Origin of the sequence: Anaerotruncus rubiinfantis (assembly GCF_900078395.1) — a bacterium.
GTDB classification, from domain to species: domain Bacteria; phylum Bacillota; class Clostridia; order Oscillospirales; family Ruminococcaceae; genus Anaerotruncus; species Anaerotruncus rubiinfantis.
Map to the genome: position 1 here is coordinate 50770 of NZ_FKLA01000008.1, position 23024 is coordinate 73793.

General features: G+C 54.5%; 18 protein-coding genes. 16 read left to right on the forward strand and 2 right to left on the reverse strand.

Features of this window, described 5'->3' with window-relative positions; genetic code table 11:
* Positions 1-11: 11 nt before the first annotated feature.
* A complete protein-coding gene (locus BN4275_RS02530; RefSeq protein WP_242863542.1) occupies positions 12-989 on the reverse strand; it encodes a hypothetical protein in 978 nt (325 codons plus the stop codon).
* Positions 990-1283: 294 nt separating this feature from the next.
* Between BN4275_RS02530 and BN4275_RS02535 the strand changes: the two genes are divergently transcribed.
* The 13 genes from BN4275_RS02535 (at position 1284) to BN4275_RS02590 (ending at position 19761) form a co-directional block, all read left to right on the forward strand.
* Positions 1284-3644, forward strand: coding sequence for an ATP-dependent helicase (locus BN4275_RS02535; RefSeq protein ID WP_066453433.1), 2361 nt, complete (start codon positions 1284-1286; stop codon positions 3642-3644).
* Positions 3645-3780: 136 nt separating this feature from the next.
* A complete protein-coding gene (locus BN4275_RS02540) occupies positions 3781-3999 on the forward strand; it encodes a hypothetical protein (RefSeq protein ID WP_066453436.1) in 219 nt (72 codons plus the stop codon).
* A 201-nt stretch (positions 4000-4200) separates the two neighbouring features.
* Positions 4201-4701 carry a hypothetical protein gene (locus BN4275_RS02545; RefSeq protein ID WP_195376870.1) on the forward strand — a complete coding sequence of 167 codons (501 nt, stop codon included), beginning with the start codon at positions 4201-4203 and terminating at the stop codon, positions 4699-4701.
* A 237-nt stretch (positions 4702-4938) separates the two neighbouring features.
* A complete protein-coding gene (locus BN4275_RS02550; RefSeq protein WP_066453439.1) occupies positions 4939-13041 on the forward strand; it encodes a doubled motif LPXTG anchor domain-containing protein in 8103 nt (2700 codons plus the stop codon).
* A gap of 128 nt (positions 13042-13169) precedes the next feature.
* Positions 13170-13325, forward strand: coding sequence for a hypothetical protein (locus tag BN4275_RS17150; RefSeq protein WP_154018797.1), 156 nt, complete (start codon positions 13170-13172; stop codon positions 13323-13325).
* 46 nt (positions 13326-13371) lie between these two features.
* Positions 13372-14859, forward strand: coding sequence for a recombinase family protein (locus BN4275_RS02555; RefSeq protein WP_066453442.1), 1488 nt, complete (start codon positions 13372-13374; stop codon positions 14857-14859).
* Positions 14860-14893: 34 nt separating this feature from the next.
* Positions 14894-15247, forward strand: coding sequence for a hypothetical protein (locus BN4275_RS02560; RefSeq protein WP_195376872.1), 354 nt, complete (start codon positions 14894-14896; stop codon positions 15245-15247).
* Positions 15248-15332: 85 nt separating this feature from the next.
* The gene (gene thyX, locus BN4275_RS02565) at positions 15333-16112 is read left to right on the forward strand and encodes an FAD-dependent thymidylate synthase (protein ID WP_066453444.1); all 780 of its coding nucleotides are present in this window, start codon (positions 15333-15335) and stop codon (positions 16110-16112) included.
* Positions 16109-16771: a dTMP kinase gene (locus BN4275_RS02570; RefSeq protein ID WP_066453446.1), complete on the forward strand. Its 663-nt coding sequence runs from the start codon at positions 16109-16111 to the stop codon at positions 16769-16771. Before thyX ends, BN4275_RS02570 begins: the two co-directional genes overlap by 4 nt.
* Before the next feature lie 12 nt (positions 16772-16783).
* Positions 16784-17680, forward strand: coding sequence for a DUF2156 domain-containing protein (locus tag BN4275_RS02575; RefSeq protein ID WP_066453449.1), 897 nt, complete (start codon positions 16784-16786; stop codon positions 17678-17680).
* 34 nt (positions 17681-17714) lie between these two features.
* A complete protein-coding gene (locus BN4275_RS02580; protein WP_066453452.1) occupies positions 17715-18590 on the forward strand; it encodes a GNAT family N-acetyltransferase in 876 nt (291 codons plus the stop codon).
* A gap of 14 nt (positions 18591-18604) precedes the next feature.
* Entirely contained in the window at positions 18605-19147 is a 543-nt protein-coding gene (locus BN4275_RS02585; protein ID WP_066453454.1) for a DJ-1 family glyoxalase III, read from the forward strand.
* On the forward strand, positions 19135-19761 hold the full coding sequence (locus BN4275_RS02590; RefSeq protein WP_066453456.1) for a 5-formyltetrahydrofolate cyclo-ligase: 627 nt from the start codon (positions 19135-19137) through the stop codon (positions 19759-19761). Before BN4275_RS02585 ends, BN4275_RS02590 begins: the two co-directional genes overlap by 13 nt.
* A gap of 45 nt (positions 19762-19806) precedes the next feature.
* Here the strand turns inward: BN4275_RS02590 and BN4275_RS17505 are convergent, their stop codons facing one another.
* Positions 19807-19953, reverse strand: a complete 147-nt coding sequence (locus BN4275_RS17505; protein ID WP_187116786.1) for a hypothetical protein — start codon at positions 19951-19953, stop codon at positions 19807-19809.
* A 257-nt stretch (positions 19954-20210) separates the two neighbouring features.
* On the opposite strand from BN4275_RS17505, the gene BN4275_RS02595 reads away from it, so the two are divergent.
* The 3 genes from BN4275_RS02595 to BN4275_RS02605 are packed head-to-tail and all read left to right on the forward strand — an operon-like array spanning position 20211 to position 23014.
* Entirely contained in the window at positions 20211-20489 is a 279-nt protein-coding gene (locus BN4275_RS02595; RefSeq protein ID WP_066453459.1) for a hypothetical protein, read from the forward strand.
* On the forward strand, positions 20486-21778 hold the full coding sequence (gene mltG / locus BN4275_RS02600; RefSeq protein ID WP_066453461.1) for an endolytic transglycosylase MltG: 1293 nt from the start codon (positions 20486-20488) through the stop codon (positions 21776-21778). The genes BN4275_RS02595 and mltG overlap by 4 nt, the downstream gene beginning before the upstream one ends.
* Positions 21779-23014: a peptidase U32 family protein gene (locus BN4275_RS02605; RefSeq protein ID WP_242863544.1), complete on the forward strand. Its 1236-nt coding sequence runs from the start codon at positions 21779-21781 to the stop codon at positions 23012-23014.
* Positions 23015-23024: the final 10 nt, after the last annotated feature.

The window sequence follows — 23024 nt, forward strand, 5'->3', positions numbered from 1 at the left end:
CCCCCTCCTGTTTAACCGATATGCAGCACCATTTCCTCTAAATATTCTGTTGCTACTTTTGTAAAATGCTCAATGAGCATTGTCAAATTAGGGTGACCGTCAGCCATTTTTATTTCATCTGGTATAGCTTCTATAATACTAAGGTTTTCAAGATTATGTAGGTTTATTTTTCGAGTACGTCCACCAATATCAACTACAACCTTTAAGTTGTCATATTCTATCTGTTCAAATTCGAACAAATTATAGCGGCCACCTGCCACATATCGAATTTTATCCATCATACGGCTCCACATTTTTTCAGTAAAGTACAAATTACCAATTTCGCGAATCTCTGAGCCATATCCTTTACGTACATTATCCGAGTTATCACTTGATTTAATATTTTTAACCATCACTAACTTTTTTATATTGTCTTGCCGTATTATTTTTTTAACAAATAAATCGGGCGAGATAGTGTTGCATTTAAGTGTGATATGAAATCCATTTGAGAAAAACTCCTGCATTAAAGTAGTAGTTATCGTTTTTACACCAAATTGGCCGACATTTTGAAAGATAAACAATCCCTTTTGGACTACTACACGCTCGCTGTCTTTTGGAAAAACAACCATTAAATAAAATGGTCTTGTGTCTATATCGGATGATTTCTTTTTATATTTGACTTTTTGAGTGTTTCCATCAATAATATCAGACGAACTACCATATACGCCCGAATAAATTCTTGTGTAGAACATGCGGAAGTCATCGTTTTCTAATATATTATCTTCATTATATTCACATCTAAACGATTGTTGTTTATTATCATCTTTTACAAGACTCTCATGGGTCTTAAAAAATTGAACGAATATTTCTGATAAATCCTGAAAGTAACATTCTGTTCCATCTTCTTTTTGTAAAGTAAGAGGCATATTTAAATTAAAGATTTTTGTATTCCCTCTTGAATTGGTTTTTCGCAAATGGAAACTGCAAGCGGTCAAACTAAGATTAAACATCAACGCCCCTCCTCATTAGGTATTCTATGAATAATAATACCACAAAAATGTTATATTGTCGAAAAAAATAGAAGTAGCACATGAAAATTCACAAACATGTACTACTTCTATGTGCGTCCCTGTATGGCAGCTACCCTATATCAAGTTTGTTATGATACTGTTTTATGAGTAGCTACCTTTTGGAGCCGCTCTTTTTCTTTCCCTTTTTGCGCTTTTGTGCTATACTATAGTATGTAGTCCGCCGGGGTGCTGTGCATCCCGGCGCGAAATTTCAAAGGATGTGGGTACGGTAAGATGGATTATGCACTGAAAGATAGATACAACCAGGTCAAACGCCGGATCATCGACGATTTTTTTTCAAAGATGAACCCGATGCAGCGGCAGGCCGTCTACACGGTGAACGGGCCGGTTCTGATCCTTGCGGGCGCGGGCAGCGGAAAGACGACGGTCATCATCAACCGGATTGCGAACATGATCCAATTTGGCGACGCGTATAACAGCGACTGGATGCCGGAACATGTGACCGAAGCGGACGTGCAGTTTCTGGAGGAATATGCCGATGGTGAGAGCTGGGACATGGACCGGGCTTTTTCGCTCATCAAAAACCATGCGGTGATGCCGTGGAACATCCTGGCGATCACCTTCACCAATAAGGCGGCGGGTGAACTGCGCGAGCGCCTTTCGGACATGCTCGGCTCGGTTGCGGCCGATGTGAACGCCTCCACCTTCCACTCCTGCTGCGTACGTATCCTGCGCCGCGAGATCGAGCGGCTCGGCTACCGGTCGAGTTTTGCGATCTACGATACCGACGATTCGGTTCGGGTGGTGAAGGCGGCGCTCAAGGAATTGGGCCTCGATGACAAGCGGTTCCCGCCCAAAGGGGTCCTTTCGGCAATCGGTCGCGCCAAGGATGAGCTGCGCGGCCCGGCGGAAGTGGCCGCAACAGTCGGGGAGGATTACCGCGAACAGGTGGTTTCGAAGGTTTACACGATCTATCAAAAGCAGCTCCAGCTGGCCAACGCGGTCGATTTTGACGACATCATCATGCTGACCGTAAAGTTGTTCCAGCAGTTTCCGGATGCGCTCGAACATTACCGCAACCGGTTCCGCTATGTGATGGTGGATGAGTACCAGGACACCAACCGCGCCCAGTTCGAGCTGGTGCGGCTGCTTTCCCAGGGAAGCGGGAATCTCTGCGTGGTCGGCGACGACGACCAGAGCATCTATAAATTCCGGGGAGCGACCATCGAAAATATCCTTCAGTTCGAGGACACCTTTGTGGGTGCGAAAGTGATCCGTCTCGAACAGAATTACCGGTGCACTTCGGTGATCCTCGACGCAGCCAATGCGGTGATCGCTCACAACACCGAACGCAAGGGAAAAACTCTCTGGACCCAGAACGAAACAGGCGGCAAGGTGCAGGTGCGGCGCTCCTCCGACGAAGGGGAGGAGGCCCGGTTTATTGCGGATACCATCTCCGAGAATGTGAAAAACGGCGCGAAGTTCTCTGACCACGTCATCCTTTATCGAATGAACGCCCAGTCGCAGATGCTCGAGCGCGGGCTGGTCAAATATGGCATTCCGTACCGGATCATCGGGGGTCTGCGCTTTTATGAGCGAAAGGAGATCAAAGATGTTGTATCCTATCTGTCGGTGCTCGAGAACCAGTCGGATACCCTGCGCCTGAGACGGATCATCAACGAACCGAAGCGAAAGATCGGCGACAGCACGGTGAACACGGTGGCTGAAATCGCGGCGGGGCTAGGTATCCCGGTGTTCGAGGTGCTTGAGACGGCAAACCAGTACGAGGCGCTCGGCCGCAAGGCGAATGATTTGATGGCGTTTGCATCGATGATGCGTTCGCTGATCGATCTGGCGGGCAAATGCCCGCTCGACGAACTGCTCGACGAGCTGCTCGAGCGCACCGGTTATCTTGCGATGCTGAAGGCGGAGGGCTTTGAAGGTCAGACCCGCATTGAGAATATTGAAGAACTCAAATCGACCATGAAACGGTATGAAGAGGAGAACGCCGAACCGAGCCTGTCCGGCTTTTTAGAGGAAATTTCGCTCTACACCGATATTGACAAGTATGACCCAACGGCGGACAATGTCATACTGATGACCATGCATTCGGCCAAGGGGCTCGAGTTTCCATATGTGTTTATCGCGGGTATGGAGGAAGGGATTTTCCCGGGTGTGCAGAGCATGTACGATCCGGCGCAGGTTGAGGAAGAGCGGCGGCTGGCATACGTTTCGCTCACCCGTGCCAAAAAGCAGCTTTACATATCGACCGCGTCCCAGCGCATGCTTTTCGGACAGACGATGCGCAACCGGCCGTCCCGGTTTTTGGGGGAGATTCCGCAGGAGCTGTGCGACATGCAGGACACCACCCTGATCCGCCGCCAGCAAGTGAAAGCCGAGCCGAAGAAGCCGCGCTTTTCGGAGAGCGACCGCTCTTTGGGAGTGGGCGCCGCACCCGCGGCGGGAAGCGTTTTCAGCTTCAAAGTGGGGGACATGGTGCGCCACAAGGTGTTTGGGGAGGGCGTAATCCTTTCGATTACACCGATGGGGAACGACCATCTGGTCGAAGCCGCGTTCGATTCGGTGGGCACCAAGAAGGTTATGGCAAAATTCGCCAGATTATGTAAAATATAGACAGGGAAAACGACCGGAAGATCAAAAAAATCTGTCAGCCTGACCCGATTCGACAAAATGGGACAATTACTTCCAGTATAATATACGCAGGGAAGCAAACAAACCCAATAGGCATGAAAGAGGCTGGGAGACAACGATGCGAAAATTAGAATTATGGCTGATATCCACACAGATCCGCGCAAAATGGAGAAAAGTGGAACAAAACCGCAAAGAGATACAGGCGCTGCTGCAGAAGAATGAAGCGTATACCTCTGAACGGTTGGTGAATCTGAACTTGGAAGCCACAAGATGGGGCTATGAGGCAAGAGAACTGGAAAAACAGTATCTGAAAAAATTGACAGACAAGCCTGCCTAAAGACGGATTGGAAGGCAAATGGCCGCGCTTTTGCGCGGCCATTTTTTTGCTGTATTATTTCCGGCTGTATTTGCGGCCCGCAAATACAGCCGGAAGGGTTTTTTATTGCGAAGCAAGAAAAATCGCGCCCCGATGCACAAAATACGGAATCGCTCATAAAATGTATTGAGTACAGCTCAAAACATAATTAGGAGGATTCATATGGCAGATCAAAAAACAGCTCCAGTCAACGCGACGGGGGCGAACTGCTTTAAAGAAGCAGTATGCATAGATGCCGGCAGAATCTATGATTCATGCACGGATAAAGATTGCCTGACCGACCTGCAGGTGTTCTTCACCGACCGTGCGCAGCCGGTTATCGACAACGCAATCAGCATCAAGTGTAAAGACGTGGAGATCATCACCGTCTATCTGGATGTGGAGCCGGTGCCGTTCAACAAAGGCTTCTATTCGGTGGACATCACCTTCTTCTTCAAAGTGACCATCGGCGCGTATTCGTCCCCGGCGGTTCCTGCGGCGACCGTAGTCGGTGTAGCGGCTTTTTCCAAAAAGGTGATTCTCTACGGAAGCGACGGGAATGTCAAGGTTTACTGTTCGACCGATCCGCGCAACTGCTGCGAGCATGACAACACCAACATGCCTAAGGCAAGTGTACATATAGATGCGCACAAAAAGGTGGGCGGTCATGTGAAAGAGTCTTAAAATTTTTTTAAAAAATGGAAAATAGGCCATTTTGTGACTGTGCTGTGATTGCCGTATGGTTTAATAGGAACATAAGAAATAAATATGGGAAAGTTATCTGAATGAGGAGAACCCTGGAACAGGATGATTTCCCGTTAATGCCCGGTCGTCCGGGATGCTGGCCCCGTTGGAGAGCGGGACAGGCATTTTCGGAAAAATGGGCAAAGCTGAGGCATTTCAGTTAGGAGGAAACAAGATATGAGAGCAACCAAACGTTTTGCGGCAACATTCCTGGCGCTGCTGGTTGTGCTGACCATGTTCCCGAGCGCTGTGTTTGCAGCGGGCGGAAGCGGAAGCAGCCCGTCAGGAAGCGCAGAGGCGGGCAATGTGCAGACAGCGGAGCCGGTTTACGGCAACGGTGCAAACGCCTCCGATTACCCGAGCTATGCAAGTCAGTCTCCGGGCTTTGTGCACATGACAAAGTCTGCAAACTGGGAGAATATGGACGCTGGAACAGCCTATATTGACTTCCAGGTCAACGGTTCGACGATTGGTAAAGGTTCGGACACGGTTGTTGTGATTGACCGCTCCGGCAGCATGGGTTATAAGCATACCCGCCATAGCGATTGCTATATCGTCTGGTACAACGGCAAGTGGGTGTGCAACAATGACCATGATGCCAGCAGCGGCGACCGGGACTATTTCGGCACCGGGCCGGCGCCTACGTCACAGCGTTATGGCCATTGGGGTGGCTTCATGGGTTCAAAGTGGGTATGGGACGGTTACAATGGCGACGACATCGGGGATTCCCGTCTCCCGGGCGCCCAGGACGCGGCTCGTCTTTTCATTGACACAATGCTGCCCGACGCTAACGCGGACAATCGGGTCGCGCTGGTATCCTTCTCGTCCGACGCTTATGGCGTGCAGGCGACTACCACCCATAGCGGCCTGGTTCGCTACGCGGGAAAAAGCACCCTGATGAACGGCGTCGACAGTATTAAGCCGCTCGGCGGCACCAACTACGACGACGCGCTGAAAGCAGCCTACAACATTCTGAATGGCCGTTCCTCCACAGATAAAGCGGAACGCCCGGCAAACGTCGTATTTCTGACCGACGGCGCGCCCAGCAGCGGACCCGGTAACTGGGACGATCTGCTGAAGGCAGGGTTCGAAGACAGGATTGATGTCGGCGGGCACTATGATTATGATTGGAGGTACGGCGCGAACGCGAAGATCTACGCCGTCGCTTCCGAACTTGGCGACAGCGCGGCAGAGACTCTGCGTGGGATTTCCTCCGGCACCGGTTACTTCTACAACACAAATGATGCGAACCAATTGAAAACCGCATTTGAGCAGATCGCTTCGTCGATCCGCAAAGCGGGTACCAATGCGGTCATTACCGATACGCTCAAGGACATTTTTGTAGTCAATGGCACTGTCCAGATCAAAGTGGGCAATGGCGCGTTTAGAGCTGCGACGGCAGACGAAGCCACAGTAAATGGAAGAACTGTGACGGTCAATGTCGGCACGATCAATCCGGAACCCACAATTGTGCGGATTCCGATCCGGTTGCAGCCAAACCAGGATACCCCGGATCAGCTTTTCCCGACCAACGAAGGGAAAGCGACCCTGACCTATGACAACTTTAAAGAGACTCCGGTGCGCTGCACCCAGGAAGTTGATACCCCGGTTCTGTCCCGCCCGAAAGCCGCGGTACAGGTCCAGTATTACTGGGTAAATTCGGATGGCGTCCCGCTGGATGATAGCGGCGATGAGATCCGGTCCGAGGATGCCTGGAAAAATGACAGAAAAATTCTCGGAAAGATCAACTATTCCGAAGTGGATGCGAATCCGGCATATCCGGCTGTGGTGCCAGAATATATCACAGTTGACGGCAAGCTTTATGAATATGTCCCGGATGCGAAGTATGCGAATAAGGATGCCTCCGATACGACAAGCAAAAAGGTACTTGTCAATGTCCCTGTAATCGGCTTTACTTATAACGGTTACGCCGGTTACAGAGAGGCACAGGGACGGTTGGCCACTTATGTTTATTATGGATCGGACAGCACGCCCATCCTGTTCGAAAATGATGCCAACTACAGTCCCTACAAGGCTGAAATTGGTTCCGCAATTTCCACAACGCTTTCCGGCAACATCAAAACCGCGTGGGAACAGACCGATACGCACATTGCGAATGTCCCGGGTTATGAATTCTCACTGGAGGGTTCCTACTATCTGACGATGGATCCTGCCAGCCAGCAGTATTACTATTTGAATGAGCTGAAAAACGGCGATCTCACGATGCCTCCGCTGTACAATAGCGGAGAAGGCTTGCGGCTGCATCTGGTCTACAACCCGATCACCGCGCAGGCGCAGATTACCAAAAAGTTTGCGGCTCCGCCGGCGGGTTCCAATCCGAAAGCGTACTTCACCGTTACCAGAATGGCTGACAACTATGTTGTCCTGAACAAGGCGGAGATCGTTTCGGAGGGGAATGAAACCTTCAATATCAGTTATAACAGCATCTATAAAGTGGAAGAGTTTGATGCAACACCAGGTTATGATGCGGTACAGACCTTCTATGTAAAAGCAAAACTGAATACCCAGACAAATCAGCTTTATCTTGCCCTTTGCGATGAAAGCGGCAACGAATCGGTCGCTTATACCGGTGTGGAAATCAAGGGCAGCAACGGCCGCCAGCTTGAAGTCACAAACGCCAAAACGGAATACACCGGCTATTTGGTCAAAACCTATGACGGCACACCGCCGGAGGACCGCGCGAGCTTCACTGCCGCCGGTACAACCCTGACCAAACTGGCTTCCGCTCCGGCGGGGCTTTCCGGCAACGGCGAATTCTACAGCTTCCCGGCCAAAGTTGGCGAAAGCTATACCTTCACCGAGACAGCTCCGGTCGGTTACAACGGCGCGGGTACCATTGCGGTGACAGCGACCGCGACGGCAAACGGCCTTGTCCTGACCCGGACGAGTGATGCGGTCAGCGGCCTGACGGTCAGCGGCAATGTCATTACCATGAACAACACCCGCATGACCACCACCGACGGTCAGTTCAAGCTCGTCAAGAGCTATGAAGACAACAAGGTCACGAGCGGCGCGCAGTTCACCATCAAGGGCGGCACTTATGCGACCGCCAGGGCATTGGAACTGGTCAGCGGAGAAACCAGAGAATACAAACTGCCGGTGCTGGTTGCAGGCACCGAATACACCATCACCGAAACCTCCGCGCCGGATGGATATGTCGCGGTTCAGTCCTTCACGATCAAACCGGTCGCGAATGCGGATAATACCGGTCTGATCCTGGATATTCGCGGCAATGATGCCAATGTTTCACTGAACGATGCAAAGACTGAGATCAACGTCGTAAACAAGCGCCTGACCGGTTCGGTCACACTGGTGAAGGAATACGACGTCGCGGGCCAGGGCACGGCCTCCTTCACAATGAATGGAGCCGCGCTGCCTGAAAATACCGAGACACCGAACGTTCAGGATTATGCGATCAAGATGACCGCAAATGAAACCTACACCTTTGTGGAGACCGCTCCTGATGCTTATGCGCCTGGCGTCGGCACCTTCTATATTAAGGTGCAGGACGATACCGGTTCCCTGAAGCTCGAACTAGTCGATGCACAGGGCGCCCCTGTCACAAACGGCAAGATCTCCATTAGCGGCACCACCATCACCGTGACGAACAACATCAACAAATTTACGGTCAACGCTTCGGTCGATCCGACAGAAGGCGGCACGGCGGCGGTAAGCGCTGCGAGCGTCAACTACGGCGGCAGCAGCACCGCGGCCTTGACTCTGACCGACGGTTACGAGCTCGTTTCGGTCACTGACAACGGCGTCGCAATTGCGGCGAGCAACACCGTGGATCTTACAAACATCGCGGAAAACCACACGATCGTATTCAACGTGCGGCCGATATCCTACGACGTGACCTACCTGCCGGGTACGACCGATACAGTTGGCAATATGCCGAACCCGGCGACCAAATCCCATCAGTACACGAGCAGCGTCAATGTGGCCGGCGCTCCGATCCGTTCGGGCTACATCTTCGCGGGCTGGAAAGCGACTGCGGGTATGACGGGCACCTACGACGCGGGCAGCAGCTTCACAATGCCGAACAACGATGTCGAATTGACCGCGCAGTGGACCCCGATCTCCGGCAGCGATTCGCTCAAGATTGCGAAGGTTTACACCGGCGGCACCACCAGCGCAACCGAGGCGAACCGGGCAAGCTTTGCGATTTCCCCAAGTGGATCGATTGCTTATGACGCGCAGACCGGCGACTACAATGTGACCGGTGTGAGCTATGGCACGACCTATACCGTTTCCGAAACGGTCGGCGCTCCGTTCACCGCGGTCGGAAACTTCACCTTCACCCTTGACGCGGATGGCAACTTTGCGGAAGTCAGCAACACCTCCGGCGTTGCCAAGACGGACGGCACGACCATCACCGTCACCAACGTTTCCCCGTTCAAGATCACTTACCGTGTGACCAACGGAACCATGACGCTGGATCCGGTTGATGCGGACGGCACATCCCCAGTCCTCGTCAACGCGGGTGAGAGCCAGGGCTTCACCTACCGCCCGAACACGAACTATGAGCTCGACTATGTGAAGGTCGACGGAACGGTTGTCACCGCGCCGGAAAGCTATACCTTCACAAACGTACAGGCAAACCACTCGATCGAGGTTGCTTACAAGGCAATCCCGGCGAACAACGTCACCTACCTCCCCGGCGAGGCTGGTGCTGCGGCGAGCGGTATGCCTGCCGACCAGACTGGCGTCCTGCGCGGCACGGATGTAACGGTTGGCGCGGCCCCGACATGGGAAGGCCGTGACTTCGTGAAGTGGACGGTCACCGGACTTGCCGACGTCACCGAGTACACCAAGGAGCAGGCTGGAACCGCGACCTTCGCGATGCCTGCCAACGATGTGACCCTGACCGCGGTCTGGGCGCCGAAGACCGAAAGCGGGTTCAAGCTTCTGAAGAGCTACGATGTGGACCCGGCAAGCGGTAATCTGGCATCCTTCACCATCAGCGGCGGCGATTACACCACACAGGCTCTGACCGGCAACACGGATGGCACCGAGTTTGCGCTTCCGGCGCTGGCCTACGGTGTGGAATACACCATCACGGAAGCGGTCCCGACCGGATACTATGACATCAACGAAACCAACAGCTTCACTGTCAAACCGGTCATAGGGGCGGATGGACTGGTGCTCAGCCTGGTTGGAAGCGCCGGCAATGCAGTTTCGCTCAGCGACGACAGCATGGCGGTGGCGGTTACCAACACCATTAAAAAGTTCACACTGACCTCGATGGTCACCAACGGCACGATCACGCCGACGGCTACGGTGAACTACGGCGCAAGCAAGACCTTCGAATATGCGCCAGAAAAGGGCTATTCGCTGGTGAGCGTGGTGATTGACGGAACAGAAAACGTCACCGAAGCGCATCCCTCCAGCTATACCTTTGCAAATGTCACGGCTGACCACAGCATTGAGGTCACCTACGAGAAGATCAGCAACCTGTCCTACACGATCGAATACTACACTGGCAAAACGATCGACACCGCGACCAAGATCACAAATTCCGACGTGGTTGTGGAAAACGTCGAGTATGGCACCGTGGTTGGTCTGAGCGAGGCTCAGCGCAACGCTAAAAAACCGGCGGGCTACAATGACGGTGTGCAGATCGGCGATGATGTCACAATCACCGCAAACGGCAACGTCATCAAGGTTCTTTATACCCCGCAGGCGACCACCTACACGGTCGAGTTCTACTACGACGAAACCTTCTCGCACAAAACCGATCCGATTGATGGATTCGTTGATGACGTGATCGATTCCTATACCGATCCTGAGGTCGTGCGCGGTGGCTATAAGGTTGGCCGTACGGAAAACTTCCCGCTGACGCTCGGTATGGACCCGGCCAGCAACGTTATCAAGGTCTACTACGAAAAGATCGAAGGCGAGTGGTTCACAGTCACCTTCAAGCCTGGCACCAATGGCCGCCTGAACGGCGCCAAGGACGATGTCGTTGTGGAAAACATCCATAAGGGTACCGCCTGGGCTGATGCAGTCAAAACGGTTCCGGAAATCACGGCTGACTTTGGATGGAATGTTGCAGAATCCGCATGGGATGCGGCCTTCCCGGATACCATCAACGATCACCTGGTATTCACGGCGCAGTACGTTAAAGACGATAGCCTCTGGTTCACGGTCACCTTCCAGCCCGGCGAGAAGGGAACCCTGGAAGGCGGAACCCCGGACGTCGTGGTGGAGGATATCCTCAGCGGCACCAAGTGGGATGATTCCTGGACACCGTCGATCAGACCGTACGCGGGCTGGCTTGAAGCTGGCTGGGATCAGGACTTCCCGACCGAGATCACACAGAATTGGACTTTCGTTGCCCAGTATCAGCAGGATACCGAAAATGCCGCTTCGCTCACCTTCCGGACGGAAAACGGCGGCATGATCAACGGTGGCAGCGACGAAATCAAGTACAAGTTCCAGGTTTCCGGCCTGCCCTTTGTGGAGGATCTGATTCCGGAGCTGGAAGCTTACGATGGATTCAGCTTCGCGGGCTGGAAAGATGAATCCGGCACAATCATCACCTCCTTCCCGGCGGTGGTTGAGGGACATCTCGTCTATACCGCAACTTGGAATCAGATCGAACTGGTTGAGGGTGACTTCATTGTCAACCACAACTTCTATCGCAACAATACCAATCTGGAAGACGGACCGAAAGTGGTCGGCTATCTGCCTGGAGAGATCGAGGGACTGCTTGACGAAAACGGAAACATCACGTTGAGCGATCTTGTCGACGCCTCCCTGACCACGACCGGCCGGACCTACGCTTTCCGCGACGCAAGTCTCACGGTTGAGGTAATCCCAGGTGTTGTTCCGGATGAAGAAATTTTGGACGGCGACAACATCGACAGCCTGGATGATCTGCTTACCGAAAAAGAGATGTCTCTACAGCAGTATTTCGAATCTCTTGGCCTGACTGAGGAAGCCATCGACGCGATGGAGGATATCCCCGAAAAAGTCAAAGAAAAGATGAAGGAACTGCTGGCGACGATCCAGGAAAAAATGGTTAAGAAACGCGCCATCATTTCCGAAGTGCTCAAGAAGGACGAAGTCAAGGCACTGAATCTCTCTGCTGAAGATGTCGAAGCAGAAATTGATGGATATGTCACATCCATCAAGGATCGCAACAGCTATCTTGATGATCTGAATAACCTCAAAGAGAAGATCCTTGCTCTGGATCCGGATGCTGAATTTGATGAAACCACGGGTTCGATCATCTTTAGCTTTGAAGACAAACCGAAAGATCCCGCTGACAACAGCAAGGACAATGACAAAAAGTCTGAGGACGGAGCTACTATCCCATCGGAAGGTGAAGGAAGCAGCAGCTCCGAAGAGAGCAGCAGCTCCGAAGAGAGCAGCAGTTCTGAGGAAAGCAGCAGCTCCGAAGAGAGCAGCAGTTCTGAGGAAAGCAGCAGTTCTGAGGAAAGCAGCAGTTCTGAGGAAAGCAGCAGTTCTGAGGAAAGCAGCAGTTCTGAGGAGAGCAGCAGTTCTGAGGAGAGCAGCAGTTCTAAGGAGAGCAGCAGTTCTGAAGAGAGCAGCAGTTCTGAAGAGAGCAGCAGTTCTGAGGAGAGCAGCAGTTCTGAGGAGAGCAGCAGTTCTGAGGAGAGCAGCAGTTCTGAAGAGAGCAGCAGTTCTGAGGAAAGCAGCAGCGCCGAGGACGAGTCCGCGAAGGAAACCAAACGTCAGGAAACGTTGAAAGAATTGCGCAAAGAGTATTCGGATCTCTTCTATGAGATGGAAAACGCAGCCGACAGCAAAGACAATCTTGATAGAGCGCTTCTGGGAGCTGCAAAACAGATCCGCGCGTTGAAGATCGACGAAGACATTGAGACGTTTATGGATACCTCGGGCTTGGCGCCAAAGGCGGCGGATCCTGAAGCGGGATGGGCTGTTCCGGAAGGATACAGCAACGTGACGGATCAGGATACGAAGACCGCTTATAATCCGACTTATCGTTACACGTTTACCATCAACTATAATCGTAACTACACCCCGCCTTCCGGCGGCGGTGATGGCGGCGACGACGATGATGACACCACCACCATCCCGGATAACCCGGTGCCGCTGGCGCCGAAACCGGAAGAACTCTTCACAATCCTTGATGAGGATGTCCCGCTCGGAGATCTGCCGAAAACCGGTGGTAACTCTGCGGCTGCGGCCGGACTCCTGGGCTTGATCGCCTTGGCCGGCGGCGCGTTCCTCAAACGGAAGAACAGAAACGAAGAGGATTCTGAGGGTTAATCCCTGAATTTTCCAAAGCGCCCGACCTTTTGTCGGGCGCTTTTCCTTTGCTTTTTTGCCGCAGACGGGCTGTGCATAGGACAGCCTTCCTTTTTCATATCCTGAAAGGGAAAGGTGGCGGAAAGCCGATGGACAAACCGGAACGCAAGCGGCCGGCATATGCTTTTTACGACCCGAACACGCCGGAAATACTTGAAAAAAAACTGGAGGAAATCCTGGAGCGGCGCATCCGGGCAAAGCAATCAGAGCCGGATAGATCGATTGACTATACCGAACCCACATGATAAAATAGAAACACATACATGATGTGTGTATCCGGAGGTTTTGCTGTTGAGATTGGCGGCCTATTGCCGGGTGAGCACCGAATTGGGAGAACAGCTGGAATCGCTGGAAAACCAGAAATCCTTTTTTGAGGAATTCGCCCGCAGACATCATTACGATTTGGTGGAAATCTATGCGGATGAGGGCATCTCGGGAAAACAGATACATAACCGGGAGGCTTTTTTGCGGATGCTGTCCGATGCCGGACAGCATTTGTTTGATATGGTGGTGGTGAAGGACATCAGCCGCTTTTCCCGTAATACGGTGGACTTCCTGAATGCTGTACGCCAGCTTAAAGCGCTGCGCATCGAGGTGCAGTTTCTCTCGAACAATCAGACGGTGCTTGGCAATTCTGAATTCATCCTGACTATTTTCAGCGCGCTCGCGCAGGAGGAAAGCGCAAATCTGTCAAAGCGCGTGAAGTTCGGAAAACGGGTCAACGCTAAAAAAGGCCGGGTGCCAAATGTGATCTATGGATACGACCAGAAGGACACTTTTACATTGCGCGTCAATGAACCGGAAGCACAGATTGTGCGGGAAATCTTCACGCTGTATGCGCAGGACGGCTGGGGCGTACGCAAGATTGCACAGCATCTGAACGAATCCGGCGTCCCCAGTAAGCGTGGATACGGCTGGACGCCAAAGACCATCCGCCGGATGCTGGAAAATCCGCTTTATATCGGCATTCTGGAGAATAATAAATCCGAAACGGTCGATTTCCTGACTGGAATGCAGGTAAAACTCCCCCCGGAAGAACATTTCTTTCATGACCGGCCGGAGTTGGCAATTGTCCCGCGGGAGCTTTATGACAGAGCACAGCGGGAGATCGCAGCCCGGCGCAAACCGGAAGACTGCGAAGGGAAGCTTGCGGCGCGGCACAGCGCGCGGCGGCTGTTCAGTACGCTGATCCGGTGCGGCGTGTGTGGATATGCCTTTACACGGGTCCAGTACACCTATCAGAATACCTATGTCAAATGGCGCTGCTCCGGAAAGAACCAGTACGGTGCGAAATTCTGTAAAAATAACCTTACAATCGACGAAGCCGATCTGACTGGAGCTTTGGACCAGTACCTGGCCAGCCGGATTGCGGATCGGGGCGCATTTGCGGCGCGGGTCGCCGCGGCGTGCCGCGGGAACGCGCCGCCGGACGCAGAGAAAGCGCGTCAAAAACGGCTGGAGCGCATTGCGCGTCAAAAGCAGCGGTACCGGACGCTATACGCGAACGAACTGCTCACATTGGAGGAACTCAAGGAGAAGCTCGCCGCGCTCGGTGCGCGGGAAGCGGAGCTGTCAGACCAGCAGCAAAGCCAACCGATCACATCCGGCCATGTTCTGGAGGAGCTTCGGCTTTTACATTGGACGAACGCCGAACTGCGCGAGCTGGTTGAAACGATTGAGGCGCGGCCGGACGGACGGGTCGTCATCCGGTTCCGAACACTCGCACCCGCGGGTTTGCCCGCGGCGAAGCCGCGCGCGGCCGTGGGCCGCGCCCCGTAAAAAGCGCCGCTTTCTACGGGGCAAACCCGCCCGTTTGTGGTCACTGACACATGTCGTTGACCCCATGTGCCTCGACAGCAAGCTGGTGGAATGCGGTCCGAATCACATGTTTGACTGCGGCGTGACGCTTCCAGCTTCGGTCTGCAGCAAATTCGACGGCGACTTCGCCACCTGCCGGCCACAGAAGGTCGTTCTGATCACCATTGGGCTCTTCACCATCGTACAGCTCGAACGCTGCGTACAGATGATGATTCCCGCGTACGATTACGCTGTTCCGGACAAGGAAAGCACCACGACCACAGATGACCCCTGTGAGGTCTTCAAAAAGATCAAATTCCCGGTCAATCAGTTTTTCCCGCCGAAACTCAGTGAGAACGACTGCATATAAACATAATCAGAAGGTCAAGGAATACACATGAGGGAGCAGGCAGAGGCCTGCCCCCGTGTGTATAAAACCACAGGAGGATCAAAAGATGCCAAAGGTAACGCTGCTCAGCCATACCCCAAACCCGGAAAAAACCATTGCAGCTGCCGCGAAGCTTTGCTATTCGCCGGCGGCGCTCGACGATTTGATGGACAACCTCACAGATGAAAAGGCCGCGGATTTTGTTGAGATGCTCGGAACCATCGGCCACGAGAGCCCCATTGAGCACGCCAGCTTCACCTTTGGGATCGAAGGAGTTTCCCGCGCGTTTCTGGCGCAGATCACCCGGCACCGGCTTGCCTCCTACAGCGTGCAGAGCCAGCGGTATGTGCGCGAGGCGCATTTCGATTATGTCACGCCGCCCGAGGTGGAAAACGACCCGCAGGCGCTCGAAGCCTTTAAAGAGGCGATGCGGGACGCGCAGGAAAGCTACGACCGGATCGCCGCGATCCTGAAGGAAAAACACACCGCCCGGCTGATGGGCGAAGGGCTTGATGAGAAAAGTGCTTCCCGCAAGGCGGAGAAGCTTGCGATTGAAGATGCGCGGTTCGTCTTGCCGAATGCCTGCGATACCAAGATGATCGTCACCATGAACGCGCGCAGCCTGCAAAATTTCTTTGCGCTGCGCTGCTGCCGCCGCGCGCAATGGGAAATCCGCGCGGTCGCGGACCAGATGCTCGCGCTCGTATCGGCTGTTGCGCCGACTTTGTTCTCGGCGGCGGGCCCATCCTGCTGCCGCGGCGTCTGCCAGGAGGGCAAGATGAGCTGCGGCAAACCGCAGGAGGTGCGCGAACACATCGCGTCGCTCAAACAGGAGGCCCGGAAATGAACGGCAAACTGATTGTGATCGACGGGCTGGACGGTTCCGGCAAGCACACGCAGACCGAACGGCTTGCAAAGCGCCTGCGGGATGAAGGCGAACGGGTCCGGATGGTCAGCTTCCCGGATTATGCGGAGCCTTCCTCGGCGCTTGTCAAGCAGTACCTCGCGGGGGAATTCGGACAGGCCGGCGATGTGAGCCCCTATGCAGCCAGCAGTTTCTATGCGGTTGACCGGTATGCGAGTTACAATAAATTTTGGAAAAAGGACTATCAATCGGGTTATACTATCCTTGCAGACCGCTACGCGACCTCGAATCTCATCCATCAGATGAGCAAGCTCCCGAAAGGCGCGTGGGACAGTTTTGCAGGCTGGATGGAAAATTTTGAATATCAAAAGCTGGGCCTTCCACGGCCGGACGCCGTCCTTTATCTGGACATGCACCCGGATGTCTCCCGCGCGCTGATCACGGCGCGCTATGGGGGGGACGAAAGCCGCCGGGACATCCATGAGTCGGACTTCGCCTATATGGCCCGGTGCAGAGAATGCGCGCTTTACGCGGTGGAACATTTTGGGTGGTTCCTGATCCACTGCTCTGATAAAAAACAGGCGTTTCCAATCGAAGACATTTCGGAGGAAATTTACGGCCTGGTCAAAAATATACTTTAAGTGAGGCTGTACATGCTGCAATTCCAACCAATTACATTGACTGACAAAGCCTGGATTGACCCGCTCGTGCGGATGAGCGGCTTTCGTGGAAGCGAATACACATTCAGCAACAATTTCAACTACCGTGCGATCTACCATATCGAGGTCGCGCGGATGCAGGACTACTACCTTCTGCGTGCGGGCAAGGAGAAGGCTCAGACCGGCTATTTCTATCCGGCCGGGTCCGGGGACGTAAAACCCGTAGTAGAGGCGCTGATGGCCGACGCGGAGGCGCTGGGGGTGCCGTTTGTCATGCGCGGCGTGGAAAAGGAATCGGTCGCGGTGCTGGAAACGCTTTTCCCGGGCCGGTTTCAGATCACCGAAACGCGCGACTCCTTCGACTACCTTTACGAAAGTGAAAAGCTCATCACCCTGTCAGGCAAAAAGCTGCACGCAAAGCGCAATTTTATCAACCGGTTCAAGGCGGAGCATGAAGGGGATTGGAGCTACGAGCCGATCACCAGTGAAAACCTTGCCGAATGCTGGCAGATGAACAACCAGTGGTGCAGGCAGATGGGCTGCAACAAGGACCCGAGCCTCAAGGAGGAATCCTGTGCGGTGCGCAGCTGCTTTGACCATTTTTATGAACTTGGGCTTCTGGGAGGGCTTCTGCGGGTCGGCGGAAAGGTCGTTGCCTATTCGATGGGCGCTCCAATCAACCACGAGGTCTTTGATGTGCATGTGGAGAAGGCGTTTTCAGACGTTGCGGGCGCTTATCCGATGATCAATCAGCAGTTTGCGGCCCACAACTGCGCCAATTACAAGTATATCAACCGGGAGGACGACGTGGGGGACGAAGGCTTGCGTAAGGCGAAGCTCTCGTATAAGCCCGCGATCCTGCTGGAGAAATATCAAGTGACCTTGAAGTGATTACGGGAAACAGCCTGTTGGGGGTGAAGGTTTTATGATTCAGTTTGCAGAGGAATCGATGCGCGGGGCGATCCGGGAGCTCTGGAAAGAATGCTTTGGGGACAGCAATGCCTATGTGGACCTGTTTTTGGAGAACCATGATATCTGCCGCCAAACGATGGTATTTATCGACGGAGTGGCCCCGGTGGCAATGCTTTCTCTTCTGCCGATGACGGTCGTGACCGCGGCGGGGATTATGCCCGCGCGGTATATCTACGCCGTGGCGACCCGGGAAAGCTATCGCGGGCGCGGGATCAGCACCGCCATGCTTGAAGCGGCGCACAAGCAGATGAAGGCGGCTGGCGTCAAGCTATCGGTGCTTGTGCCGGCGACGGCGGAGCTTTACAATTTTTATGGGAAGCGCGGATATGACACCGCGTTCTATTCCGGCAGGGCGATCGTCCCGCGGGATCAGGTGGAACCGTTTTCCAGCAGCTTTGTGATCACGGAAACCACCCAGCAGGAGTTTATGCAGATCCGGGAACGAGCGTTCGCGGGACGCACGATGTTTGTACGCTGGGACGGGGACGCGCTCGCCTACCGGATGATTGAAACCGCCTTTAACGGCGGCGAAACGCTCACCATCACGATCGGGGACGCGCAGGCGGTCGCTGTCTGCAAAAATGACGGCGGGATTGTGACGGTCAAAGAGCTTGCCCTTGACGGTATGCGGGTGGAGCAGGCGCTGGCGGTGCTGCAGCGAAAATACAATGCGGATGAATACCGGCTGCGCCTGCCGATGGACATCGCCTGCCCGTATCCGCTCGAACGCGCCGCGTCCGGCGCGGCTTGCTGGTACGATCTGGACGCGCGCGACCGGGTGCTGGCAAGCCGGGGCAAGGAACCTTATATCAGCCTGGTGCTTGACTGAAGGAGGACTACAAGATGATCTATGTATTTTTTGGACAGGGCTTTGAAGAAATCGAAGCGGTCACGCCGGTTGACCTGCTGCGCCGCGCGGAACTGCCGGTGAAAACGGTCGGTGTAGGCGGCAAAGAGATCACCGGCGCACACGGGATCACGGTGATGTGCGATCTCACTGAGGAGGAAGCCAGTCCCGAAGGGCTCGACATGATCGTGCTGCCGGGCGGTATGCCGGGGACGCTGTCGCTTGAACACAGCGAAACGGTACAGGCATTCATCGATTTCTGCGCCGAAAACGGCAAATGGATCGCGGCAATCTGCGCCGCGCCTTCAATCCTCGGCCACAAGGGGCTGCTCGCGGGACGTTTTGCGACCTGCTATCCCGGTTTTGAGGATCAGCTCGCCGGAGCGCGGATACAGGAGGATCCGGTCTGTGTGGACGGAAAATTCGTCACTGGAAAAGGTCCGGGCGCAGCCGTGGAATTCTCGCTCAAGCTGGTGGAGCTGCTCGTTTCGCCGAAGCGCGCGGAGTTTTTGAAAGGATCGCTGCAATGCAGAGGGTAGATATCCGGCCGCTCAAGCAGAAGCTGCGCCGGGAGATCAAGCAGTGGCGGCGCGAAATGCCGTCCGAACAGAAAAAGCTGGCTGATGGGCGGATCCTTGGGCGGGTCACCGGGCTGCGGGAGTACGCCGAATGCCATACGCTGCTGACCTATGTGTCGCTGCCCATCGAGGTGGACACCATCGCGCTTATCCTGCGGGCGCTCGCTGAAGGCAAACGGGTGGCCGTGCCGCGCTGTGTGGAAGGCACCCGAGAGATGGAATTCTATCTGATCGATTCGCTCAGCCAGCTCTCTCCGCAGGCCTTCGGGGTGCTGGAGCCGGTACGGGAGAAATGCGAACGACTCACCGATTTTTCGGGGAGCGTCTGTATCGTCCCGGCGCTTGCGTATGACCTGTCCGGTTATCGGCTCGGATATGGGGCAGGGTATTACGACCGGTTTTTATCGCAGTATCCACACCCCAAAATCGGCGTGGTTTATGCGGAAAATGTGAAAAAGGCGCTCTGGCATGGCCGTTACGACCTGCCGGTCGGGCTTATTGCGACCGATCGGGGGCTGATCGCCTGCCAGCCGCGCAAAAACAGACGAAGAAAAAACGACGGTTCCGGGGGATAACCCCGAAACCGTCGTTTGCATGTGCCTGTGGATGTAAGGGATGAATCAGCACCAGCCGCCGAAGCCGAAGAGGATGATGATAATGAGGATGATCCAGATCCAATTCGCGCCGTAGCCGCCAAAGCCGCCGCATCCGCAGTTGCATCCACAATTGTTGACCATGCCGCATCCGCAGCCGTTGTTATTACACATAGTGTTGACACCTCGCTGTTGATTATTTGTTTCATACTATGATAAGCGTTATAAATGGGTTCCAATCCGGGAAGAAATTTTCGGGGGAATTTCGTTTTATAAAAAGAGCGGCGGACGGGAAAAAAATCGTGGAAAAGATTTGATTATTGGGCCCGTTTGCGGTATTATATATGATATATTGGTTTATTATGCTTTTGGGAAAAAGCACGCGCAGTTTCTTTTACCGCTGGAGGTCCGGCGGAGAACAAGGAGGACACATGAGCGATCATGACGAGTTCGAGAGCCTGATCAAAAGCTTCAAGCTGGACGACGTGGAATCGCCGGCACAGCCGGCAGAGCCCGCGCGGCAACAGAGGCGGCAGGCCTTTAACTATGATGAAGATAGCAGGCGCTATACCGCAGCGCGCCAGGCGCATGGCGCGGATCAGGCGGGTGCGCAGCCGGCGCGCCGGCAGAGCCGCGTCCCCGCGCTTCGGAAGGGCAGCAGGCTCCGCCGCCTTCCGGCCGCGACGAAAAAAAACGCAACTTTCAGGTGAAGATTGACGACAGTGAGTTTTATGAGCCCTCGGAGCCGTCTGTTCAGCCGTCCTATGGCGGTGGCGGCGGCCGCCGGGGAGGACGGCGTAACGGCGATGACGATGGGGACCGGTCAGGCGGCGCGGGCCGTTGGTTCAAGGCGTTGCTGGTTCTGATTGTGGTGCTGGCTGTTTCGGTGTTCCTCGCGATGTTCGCGCTGCAGAGCGCGAGCGATCTGTTCGGTCTGAACAAGCCTGACAGCCCGGTTGAATTGGAGCTGCCGGATAACCTTTCGATGTCTGAAGTGGCTTCGCTGCTCAAAGAGAAAGGGGTCATCACCCAGCCGCTGACCTTTCAGGTCTACGCGGGCTTGAAAAACAAGGCGGAGAGCTTTATCCCCGGCACCTATATGCTCAATACCAATATGAGCTACGATGAAATCATGCGTGATTTCAGGAGCGGCAATATCAAACGCGTCGAAGTCACGGTCATGTTTCCGGAGGGCATGACCCTCAGCGATATGGCGAACCGCCTGGAGGAGAACAACGTCTGTAAGGCGGAGGATCTCTATGAATACCTGGAAGAGAGCGACTTCCCCTGGGAATACAAATTCCTGGAGCAGGTTCCGGAGGACGAGAACCTCTTTAGGCGCTGGGAGGGTTATTTCTTCCCGGACACCTACATCTTCTATGAGGAGATGAGTCCGTCGGCCGTCACCCAGCGGTTCTTCGCAAACTTTAACAACAAAATGACCGACAAGCTCTATGAGCGGATGGACGAGCTCGGCATGTCCCTTTCGGATACGATCACCCTGGCCTCGGTCATCCAGCGTGAAGCGGGGCTCGGCGAGGACATGGTCGGTGTTTCGATGGTGTTCCACAACCGCTTGGCAGAGGGCAGCCCGCTGCCGATGCTACAGTCGGACGTCACCCGAGATTATGTCAACAACTATATTAAGCCGTTCCTGCCGGATGCGGTCAACAAGGAGGCCAACCCGGATCTTACCGACCCGAATCAGGCGATGTATGACGCGTACAATACCTACGTCCGCCAGGGGCTTCCGGTCGGCCCGGTTTGCAACCCGGGCATGGCCGCGATTGAGGCGGCACTGCAGTTGCCGGTGGAGACGCTGGACGGCACCTTCAAGAATTACGAGGACTACGCGAACTACTACTACTTTGTCACCGACGAGGCGGGCGAATATTATTATGCGGCCACCCTGGACGAGCACAACCAGAACGTTGCGGCGGCCGCGCAGAATGGCGAGGTGCACGGCACCGACGTCACCACAGAGGAGGTTCCGACCTGATTGGAGCAGGGAATTTCCAATGTGAATAAACTGGAGCTGTTAGCGCCCGCGGGCGACTGGGAACGCCTGGAGGCCGCGGTGCGCTACGGCGCGGACTCGGTCTACCTGGGCGGCACCATCTTTGGGATGCGCGCGACGCCTGCAAATTTCAGCCCGCAGGCACTTGCGGACGGGGTGAAATTCGCGCATGAAAATGGCGTGCGGGTCTACCTGACCTGCAACACCTTGCCCACAAATGAAGAAGCGATCCAGCTGCCCGGATTTCTGTGCATGGCACGGGAGGCGGATGTGGACGCGCTGATCGTGGCGGATTTGGGCGTGCTGGCCGAATGCAGGCGGGTCGTCCCGGAGATTCCGGTGCACATTTCCACCCAGGCTGGGGTCATGAGCTACCTGTCCGCGCGGGCTTTTTATGAGCTCGGCGCGTCGCGGGTAGTTTTGGCACGGGAACTTTCCCTTCCCGAAATCCGTGAAATCCGTGATAAAACCCCGCCGGAGCTCGAAATCGAAGCGTTTGTGCATGGGGCGATGTGCATGTCGGTTTCGGGCCGGTGCCTGCTCAGCAATTACCTTGTTGGGCGGGATGCAAACCGCGGGGAATGCGCTCAGCCTTGTCGGTGGGGATACCATCTCATGGAAGAAAAACGGCCCGGGCTGTATTTTCCCGTGTTCGAGGATGAGCGGGGAAGCTATATCCTGAATGCAAAGGATCTCTGTATGGTCGATCATATCCGGGAGCTTGCGCAGGCGGGAATTTCTTCGTTGAAAATCGAAGGACGCGCAAAATCCGCCTATTATGTAGCGGTCGTAACAAATGCTTATCGCGGCGCGATAGACGCATATGAGCGCGACCCAAAAGGCGACCCTCCGGCATGGGTTCTGGAGGAAGTGCGCAAGGTGAGCCACCGGGAATATTCCACCGGTTTTTATTTCGGCCGGCCTGACCAATTTTATGAGAACGCGGGCTATATCCGTGAATGGGATGTGGTCGCTGTGGTGGACGGCTGGGAAGACGGAAAGCTCTATGTCACAGAGCGCAATCGTTTTTCCGTCGGCGACGCGGTGGAAGCGATGATCCCGCGCGGCGAACCGGCAGCGTTTCGGATCGGCGCAATCTACGACCCGGAGGCGGGCTTGGTGGAAAACGCCCGCCATCCGATGCGGCGGTATATGATCCCTTATGACAGTCCCCTTCCTATCGGGACGATGATCCGGCGGGAAGTCACGAAATTATAAAAATGCGAGG